At 53.6% G+C, this 24815-nt stretch carries 21 protein-coding genes; 12 read left to right on the top strand and 9 right to left on the bottom strand.

Features of this window, described 5'->3' with window-relative positions; all coding sequences use genetic code 11:
- The 3 genes from LX87_RS02360 to LX87_RS02350 are packed head-to-tail and all read left to right on the top strand — an operon-like array spanning position 1 to position 4921.
- A complete protein-coding gene (locus tag LX87_RS02360) occupies positions 1–3228 on the top strand; it encodes an efflux RND transporter permease subunit (protein ID WP_111626561.1) in 3228 nt (1075 codons plus the stop codon).
- Positions 3225–4367 carry an efflux RND transporter periplasmic adaptor subunit gene (locus LX87_RS02355; protein WP_111626560.1) on the top strand — a complete coding sequence of 381 codons (1143 nt, stop codon included), beginning with the start codon at positions 3225–3227 and terminating at the stop codon, positions 4365–4367. Before LX87_RS02360 ends, LX87_RS02355 begins: the two co-directional genes overlap by 4 nt.
- On the top strand, positions 4364–4921 hold the full coding sequence (locus LX87_RS02350) for a hypothetical protein (protein WP_111626559.1): 558 nt from the start codon (positions 4364–4366) through the stop codon (positions 4919–4921). Before LX87_RS02355 ends, LX87_RS02350 begins: the two co-directional genes overlap by 4 nt.
- On the opposite strand, the gene gloA2 is transcribed toward LX87_RS02350, so the two are convergent.
- A complete protein-coding gene (gloA2, locus tag LX87_RS02345) occupies positions 4922–5311 on the bottom strand; it encodes an SMU1112c/YaeR family gloxylase I-like metalloprotein (protein ID WP_111626558.1) in 390 nt (129 codons plus the stop codon).
- Positions 5312–5425: 114 nt separating this feature from the next.
- On the opposite strand from gloA2, the gene LX87_RS02340 reads away from it, so the two are divergent.
- From LX87_RS02340 to LX87_RS02310, 7 genes are all read left to right on the top strand, one after another.
- Positions 5426–5953 carry a gluconate 2-dehydrogenase subunit 3 family protein gene (locus LX87_RS02340; RefSeq protein WP_229310523.1) on the top strand — a complete coding sequence of 176 codons (528 nt, stop codon included), beginning with the start codon at positions 5426–5428 and terminating at the stop codon, positions 5951–5953.
- A 3-nt stretch (positions 5954–5956) separates the two neighbouring features.
- Entirely contained in the window at positions 5957–7663 is a 1707-nt protein-coding gene (locus LX87_RS02335; RefSeq protein ID WP_111626556.1) for a GMC oxidoreductase, read from the top strand.
- Between the two features lie 37 nt (positions 7664–7700).
- On the top strand, positions 7701–11138 hold the full coding sequence (locus LX87_RS02330; protein WP_229310522.1) for a ThuA domain-containing protein: 3438 nt from the start codon (positions 7701–7703) through the stop codon (positions 11136–11138).
- A 293-nt stretch (positions 11139–11431) separates the two neighbouring features.
- On the top strand, positions 11432–11962 hold the full coding sequence (locus tag LX87_RS02325; RefSeq protein ID WP_229310521.1) for an RNA polymerase sigma factor: 531 nt from the start codon (positions 11432–11434) through the stop codon (positions 11960–11962).
- Positions 11963–12254: 292 nt separating this feature from the next.
- The gene (locus tag LX87_RS02320) at positions 12255–12932 is read left to right on the top strand and encodes a response regulator (RefSeq protein ID WP_111626553.1); all 678 of its coding nucleotides are present in this window, start codon (positions 12255–12257) and stop codon (positions 12930–12932) included.
- A gap of 102 nt (positions 12933–13034) precedes the next feature.
- Positions 13035–13235, top strand: a complete 201-nt coding sequence (locus LX87_RS02315) for a hypothetical protein (RefSeq protein WP_111626552.1) — start codon at positions 13035–13037, stop codon at positions 13233–13235.
- 43 nt (positions 13236–13278) lie between these two features.
- Entirely contained in the window at positions 13279–14661 is a 1383-nt protein-coding gene (locus tag LX87_RS02310; protein WP_111626551.1) for a sensor histidine kinase, read from the top strand.
- Here the strand turns inward: LX87_RS02310 and LX87_RS02305 are convergent.
- The 3 genes from LX87_RS02305 to LX87_RS02295 all read right to left on the bottom strand — a co-directional run bounded on the left by LX87_RS02305 (position 14654) and on the right by LX87_RS02295 (position 16801).
- Positions 14654–15358: an NAD-dependent epimerase/dehydratase family protein gene (locus LX87_RS02305; protein WP_111626550.1), complete on the bottom strand. Its 705-nt coding sequence runs from the start codon at positions 15356–15358 to the stop codon at positions 14654–14656. The genes LX87_RS02310 and LX87_RS02305 overlap by 8 nt on opposite strands.
- A complete protein-coding gene (locus LX87_RS02300) occupies positions 15355–15930 on the bottom strand; it encodes a TetR/AcrR family transcriptional regulator (RefSeq protein ID WP_111626549.1) in 576 nt (191 codons plus the stop codon). Before LX87_RS02300 ends, LX87_RS02305 begins: the two co-directional genes overlap by 4 nt.
- 547 nt (positions 15931–16477) lie before the next feature.
- Positions 16478–16801, bottom strand: a complete 324-nt coding sequence (locus tag LX87_RS02295) for a thioredoxin family protein (protein ID WP_111626548.1) — start codon at positions 16799–16801, stop codon at positions 16478–16480.
- Between the two features lie 198 nt (positions 16802–16999).
- On the opposite strand from LX87_RS02295, the gene LX87_RS02290 reads away from it, so the two are divergent.
- Both LX87_RS02290 and LX87_RS02285 read left to right on the top strand, forming a co-directional pair.
- Entirely contained in the window at positions 17000–18220 is a 1221-nt protein-coding gene (locus LX87_RS02290; protein WP_111626547.1) for a PAS domain-containing sensor histidine kinase, read from the top strand.
- On the top strand, positions 18198–19253 hold the full coding sequence (locus LX87_RS02285; RefSeq protein WP_111626546.1) for a response regulator: 1056 nt from the start codon (positions 18198–18200) through the stop codon (positions 19251–19253). The genes LX87_RS02290 and LX87_RS02285 overlap by 23 nt, the downstream gene beginning before the upstream one ends.
- 68 nt (positions 19254–19321) lie before the next feature.
- Here the strand turns inward: LX87_RS02285 and LX87_RS02280 are convergent, their stop codons facing one another.
- The 5 genes from LX87_RS02280 to LX87_RS02260 all read right to left on the bottom strand — a co-directional run bounded on the left by LX87_RS02280 (position 19322) and on the right by LX87_RS02260 (position 24727).
- Positions 19322–20224 (bottom strand): SMP-30/gluconolactonase/LRE family protein, encoded by a 903-nt coding sequence (locus LX87_RS02280; RefSeq protein WP_229310520.1) that lies wholly within the window; start codon positions 20222–20224, stop codon positions 19322–19324.
- Positions 20225–20287: 63 nt separating this feature from the next.
- Complete coding sequence (locus LX87_RS02275; protein ID WP_211325262.1) at positions 20288–21394, bottom strand: bile acid:sodium symporter family protein; 1107 nt, start codon at positions 21392–21394, stop codon at positions 20288–20290.
- 118 nt (positions 21395–21512) lie between these two features.
- The gene (locus LX87_RS02270; protein WP_111626543.1) at positions 21513–22793 is read right to left on the bottom strand and encodes an amidohydrolase/deacetylase family metallohydrolase; all 1281 of its coding nucleotides are present in this window, start codon (positions 22791–22793) and stop codon (positions 21513–21515) included.
- 33 nt (positions 22794–22826) lie between these two features.
- Positions 22827–24290, bottom strand: coding sequence for a PQQ-dependent sugar dehydrogenase (locus tag LX87_RS02265; RefSeq protein WP_111626542.1), 1464 nt, complete (start codon positions 24288–24290; stop codon positions 22827–22829).
- A complete protein-coding gene (locus LX87_RS02260; protein ID WP_111626541.1) occupies positions 24287–24727 on the bottom strand; it encodes a c-type cytochrome in 441 nt (146 codons plus the stop codon). The genes LX87_RS02265 and LX87_RS02260 overlap by 4 nt, the downstream gene beginning before the upstream one ends.
- Positions 24728–24815: the final 88 nt, after the last annotated feature.

Below are 24815 nucleotides of genomic sequence, written 5' to 3'. Positions count from 1 at the left end.
ATGTATCAAATCATTCGTTCCGCCCTGCGGAAACCCATTTCGGTGGTGGTATTGGTGCTCGGTATCCTGTTTTTTTCGGGGCTGTCGCTGGTGACCATTCCGGTGGATATTTTTCCGAATCTGGATTTGCCCACCATCTACGTGGTACAGCCTTACGGTGGGATGGCCCCCGATCAGATGGACGGTTTTATTGCCACTCGTTACCAGGACCACTTTCTGTACGTTTCCGGTATTCGCGACATCGACGTAAAAACCATTCAGGGCCTTTCGCTCATCAAACTCTCCTTTTATCCGGGTACGGACATGGCGCAGGCGGCTGCCGAGGTCGCCAACAACGTGTCGAGGGCCAAAGCCTACATGCCCGAAGGAACCGTGCCGCCCCAGGTGGTGCGGTTCGATGCCAGTTCAGTACCGGTAGGGCAGTTGGTATTCGAAAGCCAGAGCCGTTCGCTGAACGAAATTCAAGATTTTGCTTCCTCGCGGGTGCGGCCCATGTTCTCCCGCATTCCGGGCGTTTCCAGTCCTCCGCCGTTTGGGGGTAACCAGCGGACGGTCATTATCAAAGTCGATCCGCAACTGGTGCGCAGCTACCAGCTTACACCAGAGGAAGTCATCAAGTCAATTGTAATCAACAACCAGCCCTCACCCGCCGGTAACATCCGGATTGGCGACAAAGCCCTGATGACGCCGGTAAACTCGCTGGTGAAACGGCCGGAGGATTTCCTGAACATTCCCATTCGCGTGGGGGCCGGGCCGACGGTTTTTGTACGGGATGTTGGCACGGTGGAAGACGGTGCCGACGTGACGGTTAGTTACGCGCTGGTCAACGGTCGCCGGGCGGTGTATATTCCGGTGGTAAAAAAATCGGATGCTTCCACGCTCGATGTCGTGAACAACATCCGGAAAGCCCTGCCCGAACTGCGGGCCGCCGTTCCGGAAGATGTAAAGATTTCCTACGAATTTGACCAGTCGGTTTACGTGACCAACGCCCTCAAAAGTCTGGTGACGGAAGGGATTCTAGGGGCCGTGCTGACGGGTTTGATGGTGCTGCTCTTCCTGCGCGACTGGCGGAGTGTGATCATTGTGATCACGACCATTCCGATCTCGATTCTGGCGGCTGTATTGATGCTCAACCTGTTCGGGCAAACCATCAACATCATGACGCTTTCGGGGCTGGCGCTGGCGATCGGGATTCTGGTCGATCAGGCTACGGTAACCATCGAAAACATTCACCAGCACCTTGAAATGGGCAAACCGAAAGCCGTTGCCATCTGGGATGCCTGTAAAGAGATTGTGTTCCCGGAATTCCTGATTCTGCTGGCGATTCTGGCGGTTTTTGCGCCCGCATTCGTCATGAGCGGGGTGCCGCGCTCGATGTTCCTGCCGCTGTCGCTCTCAGTGGGTTTTGCCATGATTGTCTCGTTCCTGCTGTCGCAAACCTTCGTGCCGGTATTAGCCAACTGGCTGCTGAAAAGCCATCCTGAACACGAAGCGCCGACGCTGGCCCTCGATGCGGACGAGCGTCACGCGATGCTGGACGAAGCCGCGCATCCGGCCAAAAATCCAACCGGTTTTGACAAGTTCAAGCAACGGTATTCCAACGCGCTCGAAAAAATCCTGAACCGCCGGGGACTGGTCGTTGGTGGGTATCTGGCGGGCAGTCTGGCGATTATCGTCGTCTGTTTTATGGTGATCGGAACGGACATTCTGCCGCACGGCAACAGCCACCAGTTCCAGATGCGCCTGCGGATTCCGGACGGAACGCGGGTAGAACGCACCGAAATGGCCACACTGAAAGTGCTGGATATTCTGAGAGAAACCGTTGGGGCCGAAAACGTGGATATTTCGTCGGCCTACGTCGGCACGGTGCCGTCCAGCTACGGTACGTCCAACATCTTTGTGTTCAACAGCGGCCCCCACGAAGCCGTCTTACAGGTGTCGCTCAACGAAGAACATCCGGTGAAGATGGATAACCTGAAGGAACAACTGCGGGAACGCATCGCCAAAGACCTGCCCACGGCCCGGATTTCGTTTGAACCGATTGAGCTGACCGAAAAAATCATGAGCCAGGGCGCGTCAACGCCGATTGAGGTGACCGTGGCCGCCAAAGACCTGAATGAAGCCGGACGGTTTGCGAACAAGATTCGGGCCGAAATGGCAAAAATCGACTTTCTGCGCGACGTGCAGATTCCCCAGCCGTTGCAGTACCCCATCCTGAACGTTACGCTAAACCGCGAACGTGCCGGGCAACTCGGTGTTACATCCACGCAGGTGGCCCGGTCGATGGTGGCTGCTACCTCATCCAGCCGTTTTACCGACAAAAACCTCTGGCTCGACGAATCGAAAGGGCTGGCGTATCAGGTACAGGTGCAGATTCCGGAATACAAAATGAGCAGCGCCAGCGACATTGGCAACATTCCGCTGCGGAGTGGCCAGATGCGCCCGCTGCTGTCGGACGTCGCCACCTTTACGGAAGGCACGGCTCCCGGTGAGTACGACCGCGCCGGTCCGAACCGTCTGGTAACGATCACGGCCAATTTGCACAACAAAGACCTCGGCTCGGCGCAGAAAGCCGTTGAACAAGCCATCAAAAACGCGGGCGAACCGCCCCGGGGCGTCATTGTGGAAATGGGGGGCCAGACCAACCTGCTGACCGATACACTCAGCAGTTTGCAAACCGGTCTGCTCGTCGCCATTGTGATTATCTTCCTGCTTCTGGCAGCCAACTATCAGTCGTTCAAGCTGTCACTGGTGATTCTGGCGGCAATTCCGGCGGTAGTAGCCGGGGCGCTGCTGATGCTGCTGGCCTGCGGAGCTACCCTGAACCTGCAATCGTACATGGGCCTGATCATGTCCGTGGGGGTGTCGGTGGCCAACGCCATTCTGATGGTGACGAATGCGGAGAATTTGCGGCTGGAAACCGGCGATACGCGCAAAGCCGTGGTGCTGGCGGCCAACAGCCGGATTCGTCCGATTCTGATGACCAGTATCGCCATGATTGCCGGGATGACGCCGATGGCATCGGGCATGGGCGAAGGCGGTGATCAGATTGCCCCGCTCGGTCAGGCCGTGATCGGCGGCTTGATTGCCTCTACGCTGGCGGCCCTGCTGATTCTGCCCTGCGTCTTTACGCAGTTCCAGACCAAGGCCACGCTCCAATCGGTATCCCTCGATCCGGAAGATCCGGAAAGCAAATTCTATAATCAACCCCTGAGTACTGTCGCATGAAACCGCTTTTAAACCTCGTTTGGCCTGTTGTTGCCGCAGCCGGTATGGCGGCCTGCTCCTCAGCTTCCAGTGAAGAAAAGAAAACCGTTAAAGAACCTGAAACGCAACAGGTTGCCACCACGGAAGTCCAAACCATGCGTCCGAGTAGACAGATTGTTCTGCCGGGCGAACTAAAGCCCTGGAACCGGGTAAGCCTGTACGCTAAAGTGAAAGGGTTCATCCGCGATGTGCGCGTTGACCGGGGTTCTGTCGTTCGCAAAGGGCAGGTGCTGGCAGTACTCGATGCGCCGGAAGTCCTGTCGGAACTGAGTCAGGCCGAAGCCCAGTTGCAGGCGCAGGAAGCCGCCATCAATGAGCAGAAAGCCCGTTTTCGGGCCAGTCGACTGACGTATAACCGCCTGCTGCAAACCAGCAAAGTAGAAGGAGCTGTTTCGCTGCACGAACTCGATCAGGCCGAAGCCCGGATGCTGGCCGACAGCGCAACGGTGGCCGCAGCAACCGGAACGATTCAGGCCAGCCGGTCGAACTACCAGACCAAAAAGGAACTTCGACAATACCTGACCATCACGGCTCCGTTCGACGGCATCATCACCGAGCGGAACGTCAGCGCGGGGGCGTTGGTCGGCGCGGGTGATAGCAACGCCAAGCCGTTATTTGTGCTCGAAGACAGCCGGACGCTGCGCCTGACGGTGGCCGTTCCCGAAACGTTCGCCAATCAATTGCCCGGCAAGAGTACGGTGTCGTTTAGCGTCACTGCCATGCCGGAGCAGCAGTTTAACGCGAAACTGGCCCGGAGTGCCCAGAGTCTGGTAGAAGCCAACCGGGCGATGATGGCCGAGTTTGATGTGGATAACAAAGCGAATTTGCTCAAACCGGGCATGTATGCCGAGGTGCGGTTGCCCGTTGAACGGACAGCGGCCACCCTTTTTGTACCGAAAACCGCCGTGGTCAGTTCCAGCGAAAAAACCTTCGTGATTCGCGTCAACAACAACAAAGCTGAGTGGGTGACGGTAGAAAAAGGCAATACGCTCGATAGTCTGGTTGAAGTATTCGGCGGATTGCGGGCCGGTGAACCCATTGTCCGGATTGCCTCGGAAGAGATCCGCGACGGTCAGGCCGTAAACGCCAGCCGGAAATGAAGCGGTATTTAATTGGCTTATGGGCGGTTTTACTCCTGACTCAGGGGTGCCGAACTCCCCGGAATCACTATCAACTGGTTTACCGTAACGATGCGGGTGGCTATCAGGTCCAAAAACCAGACGTACGGGCTGTGAAGGTTCACTGGCATCCGTACCAGGTGCAGGTCACGACGGATTCGGGCCAGAAAAAGACCGCGCCGACCGAGCAGCTTTGGGGCTATCAGCAGACCAACGGCACGCTGTACCGGCTGTATTTGGGCAACACCTACGAAGTGGTGGAAGAAAAAACGCTGACGCTCTACCGCCAGTCGGAATTTGGGGAGGGCGCCACGGAGCACTACTTTTTCAGCGTGACGCCCGACGAGCCAGTCCTGTCATTAAACCGCCGTAACCTGGAAGCGGCCTTTGCCAAATATCCCTGCATGCAGGAAATGATTCAGCAGACGTCCGCCCGAACCTGGCTCAAAACCCGTCAGCATCACAACCGGCTCATCGAAGCCTACGAGCACTGCCGCCAGCAAACGGGGGTTCAGCAGCTTTCGACGGCCCACTAATCATCCTTCATAAAACTCCAGAGGCAACCCATCCGGATCACTGAAAAATGTAAACCGCCGTCCGGTATGTTCATCGACCCGGATGGGTTCCACCTCCACACCAGCCGCTTCGAGTGCGGCTTTTGCTTCTTCTACGTTACCCACCGCAAACGCCAGATGCCGCAGCCCCAGCGCTTCGGGCCGCGAGGGGCGCACGGGCGGATTGGGAAACGAAAACAGTTCGATTACGTACTGCCCGTTCAGCGCCAAGTCCAGCTTGTACGAATCGCGCGCGGCCCGGTAAATCTCCTGCATAATTTCGAGTCCCAGAATTTCTGTATAAAAATGCTTCGACCGTTCGTAATCGGAGCAGATAATGGCAATGTGGTGAATGTGGTTTAGCTTCAGCATGTAAAAAGGGGCGTTTCAGTAAGAAAATAGTAACATTTTTTATAACTATAAAGCAGATTTATAGAACAAATTGCTTTATGCATATAATCAGGTCCTCCTGACCTCAAATGTACTATGATGAAACGAAGAATTGCCCTTAAAAATCTGGCGACGGCCGCCGGGGGCCTGCTGGCATTGCCTACCTGGGCGCACGGATGGAACACGGCCACGGTACAAACCAGATCGGCTTTTCTGGATCCTCACCTCGATGCCGTGCTAACCGAAGTCGTCGATACCATCATTCCCCAAACCGATACGCCGGGGGCCAAAGCCCTGAATGTGCAGACCTTTATCCAGAAGATGGTGGCGGATTGCTACGAAAAAGACGTGCAGACGGTTTTGGCCGACGGTCTGAAAAAAGTAGACGAAACCGCCCGGCAGCAACACGGCAAACCGTTCGATTCCTGCAACACCCCGCAACGGCTGGCGGTGCTGGCAGCGATTGAACAGGCCCCGGAAACGGCTTTGAATGATTTTTACAGGCTGGTTCGGCAACTGACGATTCAGGGCTTCACAACCTCGGAGTACGTCATGACGAAGCATTATAATTACCAACCCACTCCGGGCCATTACTACGGCTGCGTACCGATTTCTTCCAGATAAGCGATGGCAAATTTTACAATCGACGCCGTTAAAGCAGCCACCTACGATGCCATTGTCATCGGGTCGGGTATCAGCGGGGGCTGGGCGGCCAAAGAGTTGTGCGAAAAAGGACTCCGAACACTCGTGCTGGAACGGGGCCGCGATGTAAAACACGTTAAAGACTACCCCACCGCCAACCTCAACCCCTGGGATTTTGAGCACCGGGGGCAGGTGCCGCTGGCGACGCGGGCCGAGTACGGCAAAGCCCGTTCGTTCATGCGGGAAGAAACCCTGCACTGGGCCATCAAGGAAAGCGAACAACCGTATATCGAAGATAAACCGTTTACCTGGACGCGCGGCTACCACGTCGGCGGGAAGTCGCTGTTGTGGGCGCGCCAGACGCAGCGGTGGAGCGATTTTGATTTTGAAGGGCCCGCCCGCGACGGTTTTGCGGTCGATTGGCCCATTCGCTACAACGACATTGCCCCCTGGTATAGTTACGTCGAAAAATTTGCCGGGATTTCCGGGAATAAAGACGGGTTGCCCCACCTGCCCGACGGCGAATTTCTGCCCGCCATTGAAATGAACTGCGTCGAAACGCATTTTCAGAACGTAATTGCCAAAAATTATACAGACCGTCATCTGATTCAGGGCCGCTGCGCCCACATCACCAGTCCACAGCCGATTCATACCGCGCAGGGCCGGGCCAAATGCCAGCACCGGGCGTTGTGCGTGCGGGGCTGTCCGTATGGCGGGTATTTCAGCAGCAATGCCTCTACCCTGCCTTGGGCCGAAAAAACCGGTCGGATGACGCTGCGGCCTCATTCCGTCGTCCATTCAATTATTTACGATGAGAAAAAAGGGCGCGCAACCGGCGTTCGGGTGGTGGATGCGAATACGAAGCAGATGCTGGAATTTTACGCCCGGATCATTTTTGTGAACGGTTCGGCGCTCAACAGTAACCTGATTCTGATGAATTCGACCTCCAGCCGCTTCCCGAACGGCTTGGCTAACGACAGCGGATTGCTGGGCAAATACATCGCCTGGCATAATTACCGGGGCCGAATGTCGGCGGAGTTTGACGGTTTTCCCGACAGGGCCACCGACGGCAAAAATCCGACCCACAGCTACTTTCCCCGATTCCGGAATCTGCACAAACAGGAAATGGACTTTCTGCGCGGTTACGCCGTGGGTTTCGGGGCCGGACGCGGGATGTACGCGACGCAGGAAGGTATCGGGGCCGGTTTGAAAGAGCAACTGTTGAACCGGAAATGGGGAAACTGGGGCGTCAGTGCCTGGATGATGGGCGAAACCATCCCGAAAGAAACCAGTTTTCTGGCCCTCGACAAAGAGCAGAAAGACCCATACGGCATTCCGACGCTGCGGATCTCGGCGGACTGGGACGACAACGACGAGCGGATGATCCGGGATTACCTCGAACAGTTTACGGAGATGTTTACCAAAGCCGGTTTTACCAACATCAAAGCTACAGATTCCAAAGCCGCGCCCGGTTCTGATATTCACGAGATGGGCGGGGTGCGGATGGGTAAAGACCCCAAAACCTCACTGCTCAACGAGTGGAACCAGCTTCACCACTGTAAAAACGTGTTTGTTACCGACGGGGCCTGCATGACTTCCACCTCCACGCAAAACCCGTCGCTGACTTACATGGCGCTCACCGCCCGGGCCGCAGATTATGCCGTTAAAGAGCTAAAAAAGAAAAATCTATAAAAACCGTTAATTTGCCAGCCTGACCATGTCGTTGCTCATGCGAATCAGTTCCCTTTTTATCCTCAGTTTTGCTTTTCTGTTTCACGCCAGCATGACCGCCCGGATAGCCGACCCGGTTCGTGTGCTGGTGTTTTCAAAAACCAAGGGCTGGAAACATACGTCCATTCCGTTCGGCATTGCGGCCCTTCAGAAGCTGGGCCAGGAAAATAACTTTCTGGTGGATACGACCACGAATTCGGCCTTGTTTACGGACGAAAATCTGAAGAAGTATGCAACGGTTATTTTCAACAACACCACCGGCAATGTCCTGAACGGCGAACAGCAGGCGGCTTTTGAACGGTATATTCAGGCCGGGGGCGGCTACGTGGGCATTCACGCGGCTGCCGATACGGAGTACGACTGGCCCTGGTACGGCAAGCTGATGGGCGCGCATTTTGCCAGCCATCCGCACAACCCGAATGTTCGGAAAGCCACCGTCGAGGTGACCAACAAACGCCATGCGGCAACGGCCTTACTGCCCGACCGCTGGGATCGGACCGACGAATGGTATAACTACCGCTCGTTCTATACCGGCATCAAAGCGCTGGCCTACCTTGACGAAAGCAGCTACGAAGGCGGCACCAACGGGGCCAATCACCCGATTAGCTGGTACCACGAGTTCGACGGCGGGCGGGCGTTTTACACCGGCAGCGGCCATACCGACGAAAGCTTCAGCGAACCGCTGTTTCTCAAGCATTTGCTGGGCGGTATTAAATACGCCATCGGCGACGGCAAACCGCTGGATTACCGGAAAGCCTACGCCAAGGTGACGCCGGAGCCCAACCGCTTCGTCAAAACCGTGCTGGTCAACGACCTGGCTTCGCCGATGGAACTGGCCATTACGCCCGACGGCCGTATCTTCTTTACGGAGTTGCTCGGCAACCTGTCGGTATACGATACAAAAACCCGGAAACAGGCACTGGTGCATAAATTCCCGGTTACCAACGCGGGCGGTACGGGATTGATCGGTGTCACGGTTGACCCGAATTTTGCCAAAAACGGGCACATTTTTGTGTATTATGCGCCCGCCGGACAAACCGAGGAACCGGTCAATTTTCAGCTTTCTCGCTTTACGGTGAAGGCCAACAACACACTCGATCTGGCGTCGGAGAAAGTGCTGCTGAAAGTGCCGGTGCAGAAAGCCAGTGGGGCGCACCACGGCGGTTCGCTGGCCTGGGACAAGGATGGGAATCTGTACCTCTCGACCGGCGACAGTTCCAGCCCGTTTCCGTCCGACGGTTATTCGCCGATGGACGAGCGACCCGGCGCGGAATTTTACAGCCTGGATGCCCAGCGTTCGTCGGCCAACACCAATGACCTGAAAGGCAAGGTTCTCCGCATTCACCCCGAATCCGACGGTACCTATACCATTCCCAACGGCAACCTGTTTCCGAAAGGAACCGCCAAAACCCGTCCGGAGATTTACACGATGGGCTGCCGAAACCCGTACCGCATTGCCGTCAATCCGAAAACATCGGTTCTGTACTGGGGCGAAATCGGGCCGGATGCGGGTCAGGAAGGGCCGCAGGGGCCGCGTGGTTACGACGAGTTTAACCAGGCTAAAAAAGCCGGAAATTTCGGCTGGCCGTATTTTGTCGGTAACAATTACGCCTACGCCAAGTGGGATTTTGCGGCCAAAACCGCTGGTCCGAAATTCGATCCGGCGGCTCCGGTCAATACTTCGCCAAACAATACCGGTCTGAATCAACTCCCACCGGCTATGCCCGCCATGATCTGGTATCCGTATACACCTTCGGAGGAGTTTCCGGAACTCGGTTCCGGGGGCCGCAGCGCGATGGCGGGTTCGTTTTATACTTACAACAAAAATTCATCGTCGGCCAGTAAGTTTCCGGAGTATTACGACGGCAAGCTGTTTGTGTTCGACTGGATGCGTAACTGGGTGCTGGCATTGACCTTCGATCAGAACGAAAACTATGTCCGCAGCGAACCGTTCATGCCCGGCAACGGCGATTTCCGGCGACCCATCGACCTCGACTTTGGACCGGACGGCGTGATGTATATGTTGGAATACGGCTCTGTTTATGGCGCGGATAACGAAGATGCGCGGCTGGTGAAGATTGAGTACAACACCGGCAACCGCCCGCCCGTGGCCCAGGCCAGCGTACAGGACACGGCGGTGGAAAACCGCCTGGACCGCACGGTTTTCCTGACCTCCGAACGCCGGAACTTCCCGATGCTGCGCGAAACCGCCGGACCTGCGCCGTTGCGGGTGCAGTTCAGCAGCCGGGGCACCCGCGATCTGGACGATGACGACGCCGTGAACTACGAATGGCTGTTCGACGGAAAAACCGTGGGCGCTACGACACCGAACTCCAGTTATACCTACAGCAGACCGGGTGTTTACAAAGCCATTCTCCGCGTCACCGACCGGGCCGGGCTGGTGGGCCGGGACACGATACTGGTAAAAGTGGGGAATAGCAAACCAGCCATCGTCATTGCCAGTCCCCAGAATAAATCTTTTTTCTGGGAAGGAAAACCGTTTACCTATACCGTGAATGTGCAGGACAAGGAGGACGGCAGAATTGATCCGAAGCGCATCAAATTCGTTTATGTTTACAACCCGCAGCCGAGCACGCTCGACCCGAACGCGGCCAAAACACCCACGTCGGTGCTGGTGAGCAATCCGCCAGGCAAGATGCTGATGGACGCCAGCGATTGCAAAGCCTGTCACACGATTAACAACGTATCGGTGGGGCCGTCGTTTCTGGCGGTGGCACAACGTTATAAAAGTGAAACGGGTGCAATTGAGAAGCTGGCGATGAAAATCATCAAAGGTGGGGGCGGCAACTGGGGCAACGTGCACGTCATGAGCGCCCACCCGCAGATTGCCGACGCTGACGCGCAGGAAATGGTACGGTATATTTTCTCGCTCACCGACAAGCCACGCGATCCAAAACCGCTTCCGTTACAGGGTTCACTCACACTGAACGACCATCAAAAAGACGAGGTACGGGGGCAATACACGCTGCTGGCCTCGTATACCGACAAGGGCGGTCAAGCCGTGGGGCCGCTTACGGGTACAGAAAGCGTTACGCTGCGCAACGCGAAAGTCAAGTCAATCTACGCAGATGCCTACGTTGGGTTTGCCCGGTTTGGCAACAATCTGTCGCCGGGTGGCCACAAGGCGTACATTCTGCTGAAAAACATCGACCTGACCCACATCAACCAGTTTGTATACGAATACGCGTCGGAGAACAACACGGGCGAAATTGAGGTACGAATTGACTCGCAGGCCGGACCGGTCATCAGCCGGACAACCTACGCTCCCAGCGGAGACTGGAACAAAATGAAATTTCTGACCGGCAAGGTGACCAAACCCGTCAGCGGTAAACACGATGTATACTTTGTTGCCATCAAACGGGATAAACCCAACGACGATATTCTAAAGCTGACCAGCATCGAATTTAAGGAGTAGAGGAACCGGGCGCTGCGGGTGGCCCACGCATTTTAATTTGTCAAACCACCCACAGCGCCTAGCCCCTAATCCACGTTTAATACAAATTTTATTTCGGAAACCTGGGATTTTAACGGCTATTACTTGTATAAATCGCAAACGAGCGATTTTTTATTTATGTTTTACCAATTAATGCTGTTATTTTACCTTCTGTTAACAATGAGGTGCTGGTTACTTTGGATCATCGACAACGTATTATTGAGGAAAATGACCATTTACTGGATCTCTGGCAGCGATCGAAAGCCGGAGACAAGATGGCGTTTTGTCAATTAGCCGAATCGCAGTACCGTGCGCTGTTTGGCTACGCGGTTAATTTTACGACCGACCGGGAGTTTATTAAAGATTCGATTCAGGAGATTTTTATTAATATCTGGGAAAAACGGCAGTCGCTATCCATTCAGTACGTATCGATTTACCTTTTCAAGTCGCTCCGGAATCAGTTGTTGCAGGAGTTTCGGCGAAGCAAGCACGCGGTTTCGGTGCCCATGTTCCAGGAAGTTGATCAGGTTTCGGACTGGGAAACCGTTGAAACCGAAATTGAGAAGAGCGAAACCGACTCTGAAAGCCAGCGCAAAATCCGTCAGGCCATTGCGGGTCTGCCCAGACGGCAGCAGGAAGTAGTTTTTCTAAAATTTTACAAGGGTCTGGAAAACGAGGAAATTTCGGAACTGATGGAAATTAATCGCCAGTCGGTTGCCAATCTGCTCTATAAAGCCTTAACTTCCCTCAAAAGTCAGATGTCAATTTTTAAGTACTGGCTGATTGCGTTGTTTCTATTGCATTGAGTGGCAACAAAATAGCCATCGAACTCTTTTCCGATGGCTATCCGGCATTTTAGACAAACCTAAAAACGCGCTATACATTGCTAACTTCAGGAAGAATCAAGCGATCCGGGTCTCTATCATACCGAACAATTGCCTTTCTTCCCATGCAAAACAACCGGGGGGAGCTTAGAAGTACGTTAAGAACTGCTTAGAATTTGCTTAACAACCTGGCTAATGCTTTTTTTGCCACGCCGAATTCCCATAACAATCTGCACCGGGTATGGTTAGGTAACCAACGATCGGCTCTCTGATTATGAAGATTTTAGTGGTTGAAGATGAACCCAAAACCCTGCACGCAATCCGACAAGGGCTGGAAGAAACACAGTTTGAAGTGGACATTGCCTACGACGGACTGATTGCCAAACGGTTGGCCCTGAAAAATTCGTATGCCGCCATCATTACCGATGTCATCATTCCGGGCATCAACGGCTTCGAACTCGTTCGGCAACTGCGGGCTCAGGGCGTCACAACCCCGATTCTGATTCTGACGGCTCTGGATGAAACCAGCGACAAAGTGATGGGATTCGACGTAGGTTCAGACCAGTACCTGACCAAGCCATTCCAATTTGCTGAATTGCTGGCCCGCATCCGGTCCCTGACCAAGCGGAGCCGGCAGGTCGAGATGAACGCCCAGACGCTCCGGTTTGCGGGCATTGAAATGAATCTGGACGCCAAAACCGTAACGCGCGACGCCCACTCCATTGATTTGACCGCCCGTGAGTTTGCTCTGCTCGAATTTCTGATGCGCAACCAGGGGCGGGTAGTTTCAAAAGCCGACATTGCCGCGCAGGTATGGGATCTGAACTTCGACGCGGGCACGAACGTGGTGGAGGTGTATATCAATTACCTGCGAAAAAAAATTGACAAAGATTTTCCCAAGAAGCTTATCCACACGCAGTTTGGAATGGGGTATGTTCTTCGGGAGGAGTAAACCCCGCCAGATCAACTTCTAAGTAAATTCTAAGGTCTCATTTAGTCCAGTTTAAGAAATTTACTTTTCTTTTGTAGTCAAGCGTGTCAATATCAACACAATATGACTTCTAAATTCCGGCATAACCATCCGTTTGGAGCCAATTCGGGCCATCTGGCGCGCTCCCCCAGCAGTGTGCGGCCTACCAAACCCACCACCCGGGAGCCCTGGCAGCCTGATTGGCTCATGATCCTGATGGTCAGTCTTTTCATCCTGACCCTAATGATTGCCTGGCTGGTCGATATTCCTGCTTTGCTCCGATAATAACCGCGTCGGGCTTGCCGTTCTATAATTTTGTTTCAACGGTATGACCATCCGTACCCGACTGACTTTTCGCTTCACCGGCCTGGTTTCGGCCATTTTGGCTCTGGCGTTTACCTGTATCTACGCGTTCTGCTGGTATTTTATTTCTTCGGATTTCTACCGCCGTCTCGAACGGAAAGCGGATACCGTAGGGGAATTGCTGACGCGCCGGAATATGGGCCCTCAATTGTTAAGTCAATACGCCCGTCTGCGCAAAGATCAGCTCCCCGCCCAGAAAATAGCGGTTTATGACGGTCAGAACGTTCCTATTTTTATTACAAATCAGATCCGCAACAGCCCCCCTCTGGCCGTATCAACGAAAGACCTGGAGGCCATCCGGCGGCATGAAGGTATGCGCTTCCGGCAGGGGCTGGCTTACGTAACGGGCGTGGAGTACCAGAAGGGCTCGGAACGGTATATCGTACTGGTCAGCGCCGAAAACCTCTACGGCGATCAGTTTCTGCTCCGAATGCTGGCGGTTCTGATTGGGCTGTTTATTGCCATTGTGGGCATTGTAGCCTTTTCTGGCTGGGTTTACGCAAGCGAGGTCCTGCGGCCCATGCAGCGGATGGAACAACAGCTAAACCATATTTTTCCCAACACCTTGCAGGAGCGGTTACCCGTCAGCGCCGATAATGACGAAATCAGCCGCCTGTCGACAACCATTAATCACCTCCTCGACCGGATTGACGAATCGTTCGGGCTGCAACGGATGTTTGTTGCCAATGTCTCCCACGAACTTAAAAATCCGCTGACCCAGATTAGCTCTCAACTGGAAGTGGCACTGCTCAACCGCCGGGAATCGGAGGTTTACGAGGAAACAATCCGTTCCGTGCTGGACGACGTGAGTGAGTTATCAACCCTGACGCGTGAATTACTGCAACTCTCGCAGGTGAATCAGGCATCGGCGGTTTCGCTGCTGACAGATTCCGTTCGCCTGGATGAAGTGATTTGGGATATTCGGGATGAGGTTAGCAGCATCAATCCCTGTTACGAAGTGGCGGTTCATTTTGAGGAGTTGCCCGAAGATTTTAACCAGCTGGCCGTACCGGGCAGCACCGCGTTATTACGCACGGCTTTGAAAAACCTGACCGAAAACGCCTGCAAATTTGCCAGCGACGGCAAGGCGCTGATCCAGGTTTATTTTAACGAAACCTCGGTTCAGATCAACGTCCAGAATAACGGCGACCCCATCCCGGCCGACGATTTACCGTATATCTTCGAACCCTTTTACCGGAGCCGGCAAACCGCCGGAAGCCGGGGCTACGGTGTGGGCCTGTCGCTGGTGGAGCGAATCGTGCGGCTGCATCAGGGGAGCGTGTCGGTCACGTCGGGCGAAGGCCATCCAACGGTTTTTCACCTGGAACTGGTGCGGGAGTTTATGTAAACGACTCCCTTATGCCCGAAACCGGCTGCCGCCGGGCCAGTTCAATAATATCCGTTCCCTCCAGAATCGGCTTCTCGTAGCCCTGCCGGGCCGAATTGATCATGGCTTTCCCCAACTCCTCCATCGTACAGAAGCCGCTTGGGTACAGTGCCCGGCCAAGCGGAAACAGCCACCCGATATACTGGTAGTATTTATTGGCATTTTTTAAGTAACGCGTTGGCTTGATAAACCCGGGCCGGAAGTTAAACACCTGTTTGAACGGCAATCGGGTCAGCTCATTTTCGGTTTTCCCCTTAACCCGGGCCCAGCGGAAACGGCCTTTTTCGCTGCTGTCCGTACCCGCGCCCGACACGTAACAGAAGGTCATTTCCGGATTCAGACGGCTCAGCGTGGAGGCCACATGCAGGGTTAATGTGTACGTCACCCGGTAGTACTCCTGTTCGGACATGCCAACCGACGAAACACCCAGACAGAAAAAGCAGGCATTGTAGCCAGCCAGCTGATTTTCAATCGCCGAAAAGTTATAAAAATCGGTATGAACGATTTCTTTCAATTTGGGATGCGAAAAGCCGGACGGTTTCCGGTTGATAAGCAGGACGGCTTCGACCGCCGGATGTTGCAGGCATTCGTGCATCACCCCCTCACCGACCATACCGGTTGCGCCGGTAATAATTGCTCGTATTCCCGTTGTTGTCATGGTAGTTCAGGGTTTGCGACCGTTGCCCAGGTCAATTCAAAAACGTCGTCAATTAGTTTACGTTGCTCATCAGGCGATACCGTTTTCTCCACCAGATACTGGTGAATTCCGCTAATCTGGCTGGCGGTCAGGGTAGCAATCAGGTCTACGGGCAGTGGTTTGAGCCAATTCGCGTTCCGGGCTTCCTGAAGCAACTCCATATGCACTTCACTTTGTCGGCGGCTTTCTTCTTCCGAAACCAGATTCAGGTGCGGGGAAAACCGAAACTGCTGAATAAAATAAAAAGCGTCGCCGTTGTGCAGCGCCCATTCAACCGACCCGACGAAAAGCCGCCTGAATTTTTCCTTACTGGTGGAAGCCGTATTGATTTGACGTACCAGAAACTGATTCAATTCGCCCCTGATGGATGTATACAGGGCAACGACTAAATCATCTTTGGTTTTAAAATAGTGGAAAAGGGTTCCGTTGGAAACGCCTGCTTCGCTGGCAATTTTGCTGGTGGGCGTTCCGTGAAAACCATACGTTACAAAAAGCCGCAGGGCCGTTGCTAAAATCTTTTCGGGTTTGTCCATCGGGTCTGATTGACTAATCGCTCCACAATGTAACTAAAATTGTTACTCAAAAGGCAAATTTTAGTTACATAAAGTTAAAAGTCTTTTAAGTCGTTTTAACTGATCGCATCACCGTTTGCCGAATACAAGGCCCGTTACGGTATTCTGTACGCATAAAACGAAACAGGAGCAATGGGGTACATTGCTCCTGTTTCGTATAAAATCTGCGCACTAATCGTCGGATTGGTTGAAATGCAACAAAATCACAATCCTGCTTTGACGATTCTAATTCAATTCTAATCTTTTCTTAAGCTCATTCTTAAGTTTCAGTCTTTAATTGCTACTTATTACCACAGAGTAATCTGCCATAGAAATTGGTAACAAGTCCCTTGACTGACAAAAACTGAGCTAACTGATAGATTATGTGTTGAGTGCGTTTGAGTAAGATGGTAGCTGGGAACCCTGCCGGAGCGATTAGACCTCTGGCAGGGTTTTGTTTTCCAGCGCCTTTACAACGTTTCCGGCCCATAGGTCAAAACAGGCACGACAACGATTATGAGAAGCTATTTTACCACTCTGCCGCTTCCCGTAGACGCTCGGTTAAGAGCTGCATTAAGTCCTGGAAATCCAGCAGGCCATTATGCCGCCAGATCTCGTTACCCTGTTTCAACAGGATAAACGACGGGAGTTGTTGCACCCCGAAGCTTCGAACCACCTCAGGATGAACAACCTGGTCTACACGGGTAATCCGAACGACATCTCCCAGTTCAGCAGCGACCCGTTCCAACAGACGGTTGACCACGACTTGCTGCGTGAGCGAATCCGGTACGAATACCAGCAAAACCGCAGTTTTAGCGGGGACGATGAGTGGCCGAAAAAAAATCGTTTCCATAAAACAGTTTATTAGTGTACGGTTGGGCGAATGCCAGTCCCGTAACGCTGTGTAAAATTGCACCTTTCAGAAGCCATTCAATATGACATCCATTGGCCCATTACCTGATATTTATCAGGCATCACCTACTTTTTCAGGCGTACTTTGCGGACAAATTCCGGTATACACTTTTCTTTGTAGCAAATCGGAAAACGCTGTATGATTACAAACCTTTTTCCCGCTGTTTTTGCCAATGCAACCATCGGCATCATTCTCTCCGATAGTCACGGACGCATGATCTCGGTGAGTCAGTTTGCGCAGAAACTGTTTGGGTATACCGAAGCTGAAATGGTAGGGCAAACTATTGAGATGCTGGTGCCCGAGACGCTCATTAACCTCCATAAAAATCTACGTAAGTCGTTTAATGACCACCCGGAAGTGCGTCCGATGGGGCACGGTCGTGGCGACCTGTACGCCAAACGCAAAGACGGTTCATTGTTCCCGGCCGAAATCAGCCTGAGCTATTTCCACCAGGATCAGGTACTTTACATTGTGGCCTACATCATTGATAAAACGTACAAGGTAGAAGCCGAACGGGCGCTCATCGAGCAGAAAAACCGTATCGAGCAACTAAACGCCGAACTGGAACAGAAAGTAGCCGACCGCACCAATGCGCTGATGGTGACACTGCACCAACTGGAGCTGTCGAAGGATGAACTCTCCAAAGCCCTGGCAACCGAGCGCGAACTGGGCGAGCTCAAATCCCGGTTTGTGTCAATGGCATCGCACGAATTCCGGACCCCCCTGAGCGCCATCCTGACCTCTGCCGATTTGCTGAATAAATACACCACCACCGAGCAGCAGGAGAAACGCAACCGCCACATCCAGCGCATCAAAGCGTCGGTTAACCATCTCAACGACATCCTCGAAGAGTTTCTGTCGGTGGGCAAGCTGGAAGAAGGTAAAATTGAAGCCTCATATTCGTTATTCGACCTCAGCGACCTGGTGACCAGCATCGTTGCCGACATACAGGGAATGCTGAAACCAGGGCAGACCATTCAGCTCGAACAGGATTGCCCCGGAAAAGTCTGGCTTGATAAATCGCTTATCCGTAAAATCGTCGTCAACCTTCTCTCAAACGCCATCAAATACTCCGACGAAAACAAACCCATCCGGCTCACAACCTGGTGCCGCGATGAGGGCGTCCGGATTTCGATTCAGGATCAGGGTATCGGCATGTCCGAAGACGATCAAAAGCACTTGTTTGAACGGTTTTACCGGGCCAAAAACGCCACCGCCATTCAGGGTACGGGGTTGGGATTGCACATTGTTGCCCAATACCTCGCGTTGCTAAACGGTACCATTGATTTTCGGAGTCAGCTTAATCAGGGAACCACTGTAACCATCTCCTTCCGTTATGAAAATAATCCTGCTCATTGAAGATAATCCCGACATCCGGGAAAATACCGCCGAAATTCTGGAACTCGCCAACTACCGCGTTCTGACGGCAGAGAATGGGAAAATTGGTGTTGAAAAAGCCCTGGAAACCAAACCGGATCTGGTGATTTGCGACATCATGATGCCGGTACTCGACGGCTACGGGGTACTCCACATTTTCAATAAAAATCCGGACTTGGCAGACGTTCCCTTTATTTTTCTGACCGCCAAAACCGAGCGGGCTGACTTCCGCCGGGGCATGGAAATGGGCGCCGACGACTACCTGACCAAACCATTCGAGGAAATTGAATTGCTGAATGCTGTGGAGGGGCGGCTTAAACGCTTTAATCAGATGCGACCGGCCTACGAGCCAACGAAAGACGGTTTGGGACAATTTCTGGACGATGCCCACACCCTAACCGGCATCGATTCGCTTCTGGTGGACCGTAAGGGACACCTCATCAAGAAAAAGCAATTTGTGTATTCGGAGGGCGACGAACCGACGCGGCTGTATTTCGTCCAGGCAGGTCGCGTCAAAACGTTCAAAACCAATCCGGATGGCAAGGAATTCATTACGGGTTTATATTTGCCGGGCGATTTTTTCGGTTACGTAAGCCTGCTGGAACAAACCGACCAGACCGACTCGGCAGTTGCGTTGGAAGACACCGAGCTGGTGTATATCCCGAAGGAAACCTTTATCGACCTGGTTTCTCGCGACAGTGAGGTTGCCCGGCGGTTTGTTCAGCTACTGGCCAACCGAATCACGGACCGCGAGGAGCAACTGCTGGCAATGGCCTACAACTCGCTGCGTCGGCGGGTGGCCGATACGCTGCTCCGTCTGCACAACAGTCTGCAAAGCAACGACAATCAGCCGGTTATTCATTTCTCGCGCGATGATCTGGCCGCGATGGTCGGCACGGCCACCGAATCACTGATCCGGACGCTGAGCGAGTTTAAAAGTGACGGATTGATTGATATCAGCGGTACCAGCATCCGGATACTCCAGCCCGAAAAACTGAAGCGTGCACGGTGGTAACTCCTCGCTGCCATCCAACAAAAAAGCCCACGGTTTACACGGTGGGCTTTTTTGTTCGTCAGAGTATATTATTTCTTCTGTATTTTCCACTCCCGACCCGGCTTATCAACCCGGAAGCTTTCAAGATTGCCCTGATCCTGGAGCGTGACGTAGGCAGTGCGACCGTCTTTGCCACCAAAACAGATGTTTGTGGGCCGTTTGCCGATTAACTGCACTTCCTGTATCACCTTGCCCTCGGGCGAAACTTTAGCAATTGTTCCCTTGCCAAACCGGGTGATGTACAGATTACCGTCCACGTCGCAGCGCATACCATCCATACCGAAGTCCGGGAACTCGATCAGCAGGCGTTTGTTACTCACCTGACCGCTGGCCGACAAGTCGTATACCCAGACCTTCCGCTGGTTGGACTCATTGACATACAGCCGCTTGTCGTCGGGACTCACTTCAATACCGTTCGTTGTGCCCATGTTAGCTTCCAGCAGCGTTACCTTGCCGTCGGTGTCGATGCGCCAGATGTTGCCCGTGTTGTTTTTCCAGCTTGGATCACTCGCATACAGCCGGTCTTTGCCGTCGATGGCAATGTCGTTGGGCTGGTTCATACGCGGTTCATTGGCAAAAACGCTCACGTTTTTGGTACCCGCAGCCACTTTCAGGATGTTGTGTTTGGGGTAGTCGGCAATAAACATATCGCCCTTTTTGTTAAAGCGAATGCCGTTGCCAACGCTGCCTTCGGGGAGTTCAACAAACACACTGGCTTCACCGCCCGGGGTGATCTGCCCGATGGTGCCCTGCTTAGCAAAATTGACGGCGTAAACCGTCCCGGACTTATCCACCGCCGGACCTTCAACACCGGACGTAAAACCGTTGGCGGGCGTAAAAACGGCGGATTTAAATAGATCTTCGGCGTTATGAGACGACATCAGAACCAAACCGGTTAGTGAGGTGGCAATGGCAAGCGTAACTTTATTCATTCGCATAGGCTTAATTAAAATTCTGCCCCACAGGATGCGGGGCAGAACATATGTTGTAGGGAATTAATGACGTCGGTATTCCATTTCCGTAACGGCTTCCCGCTCCTCTTTCGGCATACGGCTGTGCCACCAGGATGCCAGAATGGAACCTGTAATGTTCATCAACGGTCCAAAGATGGCCGGAGCCAGACCCACTGTGGCCAGTTTGCCCATTTCTTTAGCAATGCCGGAAGCTAGCCCACCGTTCTGCATTCCGACCTCAATCGCCATCGTGCGGCAATCGCGCTCGTTCATTCTAAAGAGACGGCCGGACCAGTAGCCCAGGATATACCCCGACAGATTATGAATCAGCACCAGACCCAGCAGCAGCGGTCCGATGGTCAGTAGGCTATCCCGGCCCGCTGCGGTGATGATGACAATGATAAACGCAATGCCGAACATCGATACAAACGGCATCAGATTGTCCAGCCAGGCAGCCTTACCGCTGAGAAACTTGTTAAACAGCAGCCCCGCACCGATAGGAATGATCACCATCTTGGCGATGTCAATCATCATGTCCAGGGTGTCGATTTCGACGAAGGCCCCCGCCAGCAGTTTCATCAGAACCGGCGTAATAAAAGGAGCCAGCATGGTTGATACGGCGGTAATGGTAATCGACAGGGCCAGATTAGCTTTGGCCAGATACGAAATTACGTTGGAGGCCATGCCGTTGGGCGAGCAACCGATCAGAATAATACCGGCAGCAATCTCGGGTGGCAGTCCGCTGACGCTGGCCAGCAAATAGCCGATGCTGGGCATGATAATAAAGTGGCTGATTACCCCAATCAAAACGCCTTTCGGCATCCGGATAACGCCCACAAAATCGTCGAAGCTCATGGACGTTCCCATTCCGAACATAATGAGCTGAATTAGCGGGGTAATTAACGAACTAAATTTAAAGTTTCCGGCGGAAACGAAGTACTGTGGGTAATACAAAGCCGTTGTAACAGCTGCAAAGATGACGACGGTATACGAAAAGCCTTTCAGGTTTTTATAGCCCCGAAAGCCAATTGAAACGGCCAGAAAGAAGGCAATCAGGAAAGGGCCAGCCATTGGCAGATTGCCGCTGACCATGAGGGCCAATGCTACCAGCAGACAAACCCCCGCCAGTCCCAGAATTAGTTTATACATGGTAATTTCTCAGAAGGTTTAGGAAATACATTCCCAAATATAAGAGTTTTATGACATGGGGCCTAGGGCTTCGGAGGTGGGTTGACCGACGCGTTCCAAAGCCCTGGACTCCCTGCCATTATTGCGGACGCTGACGAACGATAACCGGGTCAGCAATGCCGTTCAGGTCGTATACAATCCGGCCTTTGCGGATGGTCATCTCACAAGTCAGCTTTTGTTTTCCTTCAATTTTATGACCCGTGTAATCGAAGAAGCCGAAATGGCCCACATCCCGAACCGCAAATTTACCATCCACCAGATCCAGCACCGCCACATCGGCTTCGGTACCTTCTGTCAGGCTGCCCAGTTCGGACCGTTTGATGGCCTGCGCCGGTGCCCAGGTGCTGGCTTTGATGACACTTTTCAAGTCCATGCCCATTGCCAGAAATTTCGACATCACGTTCAGCATGTCTTTCATGGCGTTGTTCATGCTACCCGTGTGAATATCCGTGCTGATCGTGTTCGGAAAGAAACCTTCTTTCAGGGCCGGAATGGCCTGCGAGAACGCAAAGCTGATACCGCCGTAGCCTACGTCGAAAATGATGCCCTTTTTCTGAGCTTCCCACACAAACGGTTTTACTTTGCTGGTAGCTACGTCTACGATAGGCTCCCGGGTGCCTAACTGCCCAAAGCAGTGGGTGAAAATGTCGCCCGGACGCAGGTGTTTCAGGTACAGTTCCTGAATGGAAAGCGTTGGCTGGCTGCCACCGAAGTCGATCATAACGGGTTTGTTAGCCAGCTTTCCGGCTTCGACAGCCCGGTCGGTCGGCGTCCAGTTATAGCCGTTGAAGTGCGCCAGTTTAACGCCCACCACCAGCTCGGGGTATTTCTTCGCCATGTCTGCCGTGGCTTTCGGGTCCATGTCCTCAATGTTCTGCTCGAACTTGCCACCCCGCATGCCGCTTCCAACAATGTTGAGCAGAGCCAGCACCCGCGTTTGGGAGGCATCGATGGTTTGCTTCTTGAACGCTTCGAAATCGCGCCAGCCGGAGCAACCCGCATCAACAATGGTCGTTACCCCGTTGCGGAACGTAAAAACGTCGGGCGGCAGGGCGTTCGGGCCGTTGCTGTACGTCTGGTTCATGTTGGTCCCAAAAAAGACGTGCGTGTGAATGTCAATCAGGCCCGGCGTCACGTATAAGCCCTTGGCGTTGACCACCTGCCGGGCACCGGTTGCGTCGATGGATTTAGCCACCTTGGCAATCTTTCCGTCCTGAATGGCGACATCCATAACGGCGTCGATGTTATTTTTCGGGTCAATGACGTGACCGTTCTTGATCACAATGTGGTAGGGCTGCGCCAGCGCCAGTTCACTGAAGGCTACGCAGAGTGCAAACGCAAAAAGAAATAGTTTCTTCATGGGTATTGGGTTAGTTTAATGAAAGCATAGTGCTCATTTCCGGGCTTCTTTCCTGCGGCTTTTCTTCGCCATTTTTGAATCTGCTGGCAGCGTAATTTTCCAGATGTTTCCGCCTTTACCACCATACTCGATGATGTACACGGTATTATCCACCAGCACCGCGTCGGTCGGCTCCGTAAAACCATCGACAAGGCGGGTGGTCTTAACCGTATAATTATCGGTGGTTTTGTTGTAGGTCATATCCAGGTGCAGCAGGTCGCGGCCCTGTTTTTTCAGCGGGTGAACAAGGGTCGAATTCCGGCGCGGCCCCGAATACCGGATCACAAAACCGTCGCCCTTGAAATCGTCGGCCAGTGCTTTTTTGGTGTCGAAAAACAAACCCAGTGGCGAACTGTGCGCGTTAAACGTGCCAACGCCCACGCCCGTTGAATCGCCGTCCATCACCAGACCGGTGGCGCGGTCACGGTATTCGTTGGCGTCCGGCCCCATGTTCAGCACCGGGCCGGTAAACTTGACACCCGCCGGTTTTTTCGGAAAATCCGGGTCATTGCGAAAATACCGCATCAGCCACGCGTGGGCAAACTTGCTCATGAACGGATCTTTCTCCGGGTCGGGCTGCCAGTCGGGATACTGCTGCGGGTTGTCGATACCGCCCCCCATCACCCACGGAAAACCGTAGTGATGCCCCTTCCGTACCCAGAACATATCTTCGGCGTGGTCGTAGTCGCCCGAATTAGAGACCGCAAACAGATTCCCGTTGCCATCGAATGCCATGTCGTAGGCGTTGCGGATGCCTTCGGCATAGATGTAACCGTCGGCTTTCAACTTGGCTTCGTCGTCGGGCAGTTCCAGATTTTTGACATTCACCGGAAACCGGAAGATTTTGGCCGTCAGGGCATTGTCGCGGGCGTTCGGGTACACACCGCCGTTGTCCTGCACTTCGCCGTGGTCGGTCCGGGCGCCGGTATTGACGTAGATATACTTTCCGTCAGGGCTGATTTCCAGAGCGTTCCAGCCGTGGTCGAAGGTCGTTTTGTTGGTTCCGTATTCAACGGTATTAAACACCACTGTCATCTCCGGCTTGTTGCCCGACGCCAGGTCGTAGCGCACCATCCGGCCTTTCGTGCCCTTGTTGTTGTTGACACTGATGTTACCGGCCAGAAAGAGCGTGTTTTTCAGAAAAGCCGCTCCCTGCAAGCGTGTAATACCGTGATCGGCTGCCGAAAACACTTTCTCGGCCACCGGCGGCTGGTCGTTCATTTTGACCCGAAACACATCGCCGGTAAACGTGGTGTAGTACAGATCGCCGGTTACCGGGTGCTGAATCAGCCGGACGGCTTCGGGTCCAACGGCCAGAAAATGCTCCACTTTGATGTCGGGCCGCAGGGCCGTGGGCGGAATCGGAGCGTCGGAGCCTTGCGCGTAGAGCAGTACCGGACAGCAGAGGGCCGTTGCCAGTACGCCGATTTGTTTCCGTAAAGAGGTTATGAATTTCATTTATGGTCGGTCTTGGGAGCGGATAATTTACGAAGATAAGCCACTAACTGCCAGCGCTGCTCTTCCGAAAAAACGTCTTGAAAGGGTGGCATGTTTCCCCGCCCGTTCGACAGCTTCCAGAACAGCGCGCCGTCGGTTTGGCCCTTTACGTCCGGGTCGTGAAAATTGGCAGGTTTGGCCCCCAGCGACCGGCCCGCAGCCCCATCGCCCAGCCCGGTTTCGCCGTGGCAGGATGAGCAGAACTCCATGAACAGTTCCTCCCCCTGCGCCAGCGTCAGCGGCTCGGTTGGGTAGTGGCTTTTCAGCGTATCGGCCCAGGTCGGCGCTTTCCAGCGGTCCTGTTTGGGCTCATCCGGCTTCAGATTAGCCGTGAAACCCATTACTCCGAGACAAACCAACGCAAAAAAACCGGCAATCAGTAAGGTATAGGCACGCATTTACAAATCAGATTAAGCGTAAGAAAGTCCGTGTACGGTTGATAATTGCCCCCGGTTCGAACCGGGGGCAATTGATCGGATCATTTAC

It is taken from the genome of Larkinella arboricola, assembly GCF_003259745.1.
Classification (GTDB): Bacteria; Bacteroidota; Bacteroidia; order Cytophagales; family Spirosomataceae; genus Larkinella; species Larkinella arboricola.
This window is presented reverse-complemented; position numbering and strand designations above follow the sequence as displayed.

Bases quoted from the DNA above. Each gene is read 5' to 3' on its own strand.
- LX87_RS02320 (WP_111626553.1), top strand. From the start codon at position 12,255: ATGAAGATTTTAGTGGTTGAAGATGAACCCAAAACCCTGCACGCAATC.
- LX87_RS02350 (WP_111626559.1), top strand. From the start codon at position 4,364: ATGAAGCGGTATTTAATTGGCTTATGGGCGGTTTTACTCCTGACTCAG.
- LX87_RS02260 (WP_111626541.1), bottom strand. From the start codon at position 24,727: ATGCGTGCCTATACCTTACTGATTGCCGGTTTTTTTGCGTTGGTTTGT.
- LX87_RS02280 (WP_229310520.1), bottom strand. From the start codon at position 20,224: ATGAATAAAGTTACGCTTGCCATTGCCACCTCACTAACCGGTTTGGTT.
- LX87_RS02295 (WP_111626548.1), bottom strand. From the start codon at position 16,801: ATGGAAACGATTTTTTTTCGGCCACTCATCGTCCCCGCTAAAACTGCG.
- LX87_RS02315 (WP_111626552.1), top strand. From the start codon at position 13,035: ATGACTTCTAAATTCCGGCATAACCATCCGTTTGGAGCCAATTCGGGC.
- LX87_RS02335 (WP_111626556.1), top strand. From the start codon at position 5,957: ATGGCAAATTTTACAATCGACGCCGTTAAAGCAGCCACCTACGATGCC.
- LX87_RS02355 (WP_111626560.1), top strand. From the start codon at position 3,225: ATGAAACCGCTTTTAAACCTCGTTTGGCCTGTTGTTGCCGCAGCCGGT.
- LX87_RS02340 (WP_229310523.1), top strand. From the start codon at position 5,426: ATGATGAAACGAAGAATTGCCCTTAAAAATCTGGCGACGGCCGCCGGG.
- LX87_RS02270 (WP_111626543.1), bottom strand. From the start codon at position 22,793: ATGAAGAAACTATTTCTTTTTGCGTTTGCACTCTGCGTAGCCTTCAGT.
- gloA2 (WP_111626558.1), bottom strand. From the start codon at position 5,311: ATGCTGAAGCTAAACCACATTCACCACATTGCCATTATCTGCTCCGAT.
- LX87_RS02325 (WP_229310521.1), top strand. From the start codon at position 11,432: ATGGCGTTTTGTCAATTAGCCGAATCGCAGTACCGTGCGCTGTTTGGC.
- LX87_RS02330 (WP_229310522.1), top strand. From the start codon at position 7,701: ATGCGAATCAGTTCCCTTTTTATCCTCAGTTTTGCTTTTCTGTTTCAC.
- LX87_RS02285 (WP_111626546.1), top strand. From the start codon at position 18,198: ATGAAAATAATCCTGCTCATTGAAGATAATCCCGACATCCGGGAAAAT.
- LX87_RS02290 (WP_111626547.1), top strand. From the start codon at position 17,000: ATGATTACAAACCTTTTTCCCGCTGTTTTTGCCAATGCAACCATCGGC.
- LX87_RS02310 (WP_111626551.1), top strand. From the start codon at position 13,279: ATGACCATCCGTACCCGACTGACTTTTCGCTTCACCGGCCTGGTTTCG.
- LX87_RS02300 (WP_111626549.1), bottom strand. From the start codon at position 15,930: ATGGACAAACCCGAAAAGATTTTAGCAACGGCCCTGCGGCTTTTTGTA.
- LX87_RS02305 (WP_111626550.1), bottom strand. From the start codon at position 15,358: ATGACAACAACGGGAATACGAGCAATTATTACCGGCGCAACCGGTATG.
- LX87_RS02265 (WP_111626542.1), bottom strand. From the start codon at position 24,290: ATGAAATTCATAACCTCTTTACGGAAACAAATCGGCGTACTGGCAACG.
- LX87_RS02275 (WP_211325262.1), bottom strand. From the start codon at position 21,394: ATGTATAAACTAATTCTGGGACTGGCGGGGGTTTGTCTGCTGGTAGCA.
- LX87_RS02360 (WP_111626561.1), top strand. From the start codon at position 1: ATGTATCAAATCATTCGTTCCGCCCTGCGGAAACCCATTTCGGTGGTG.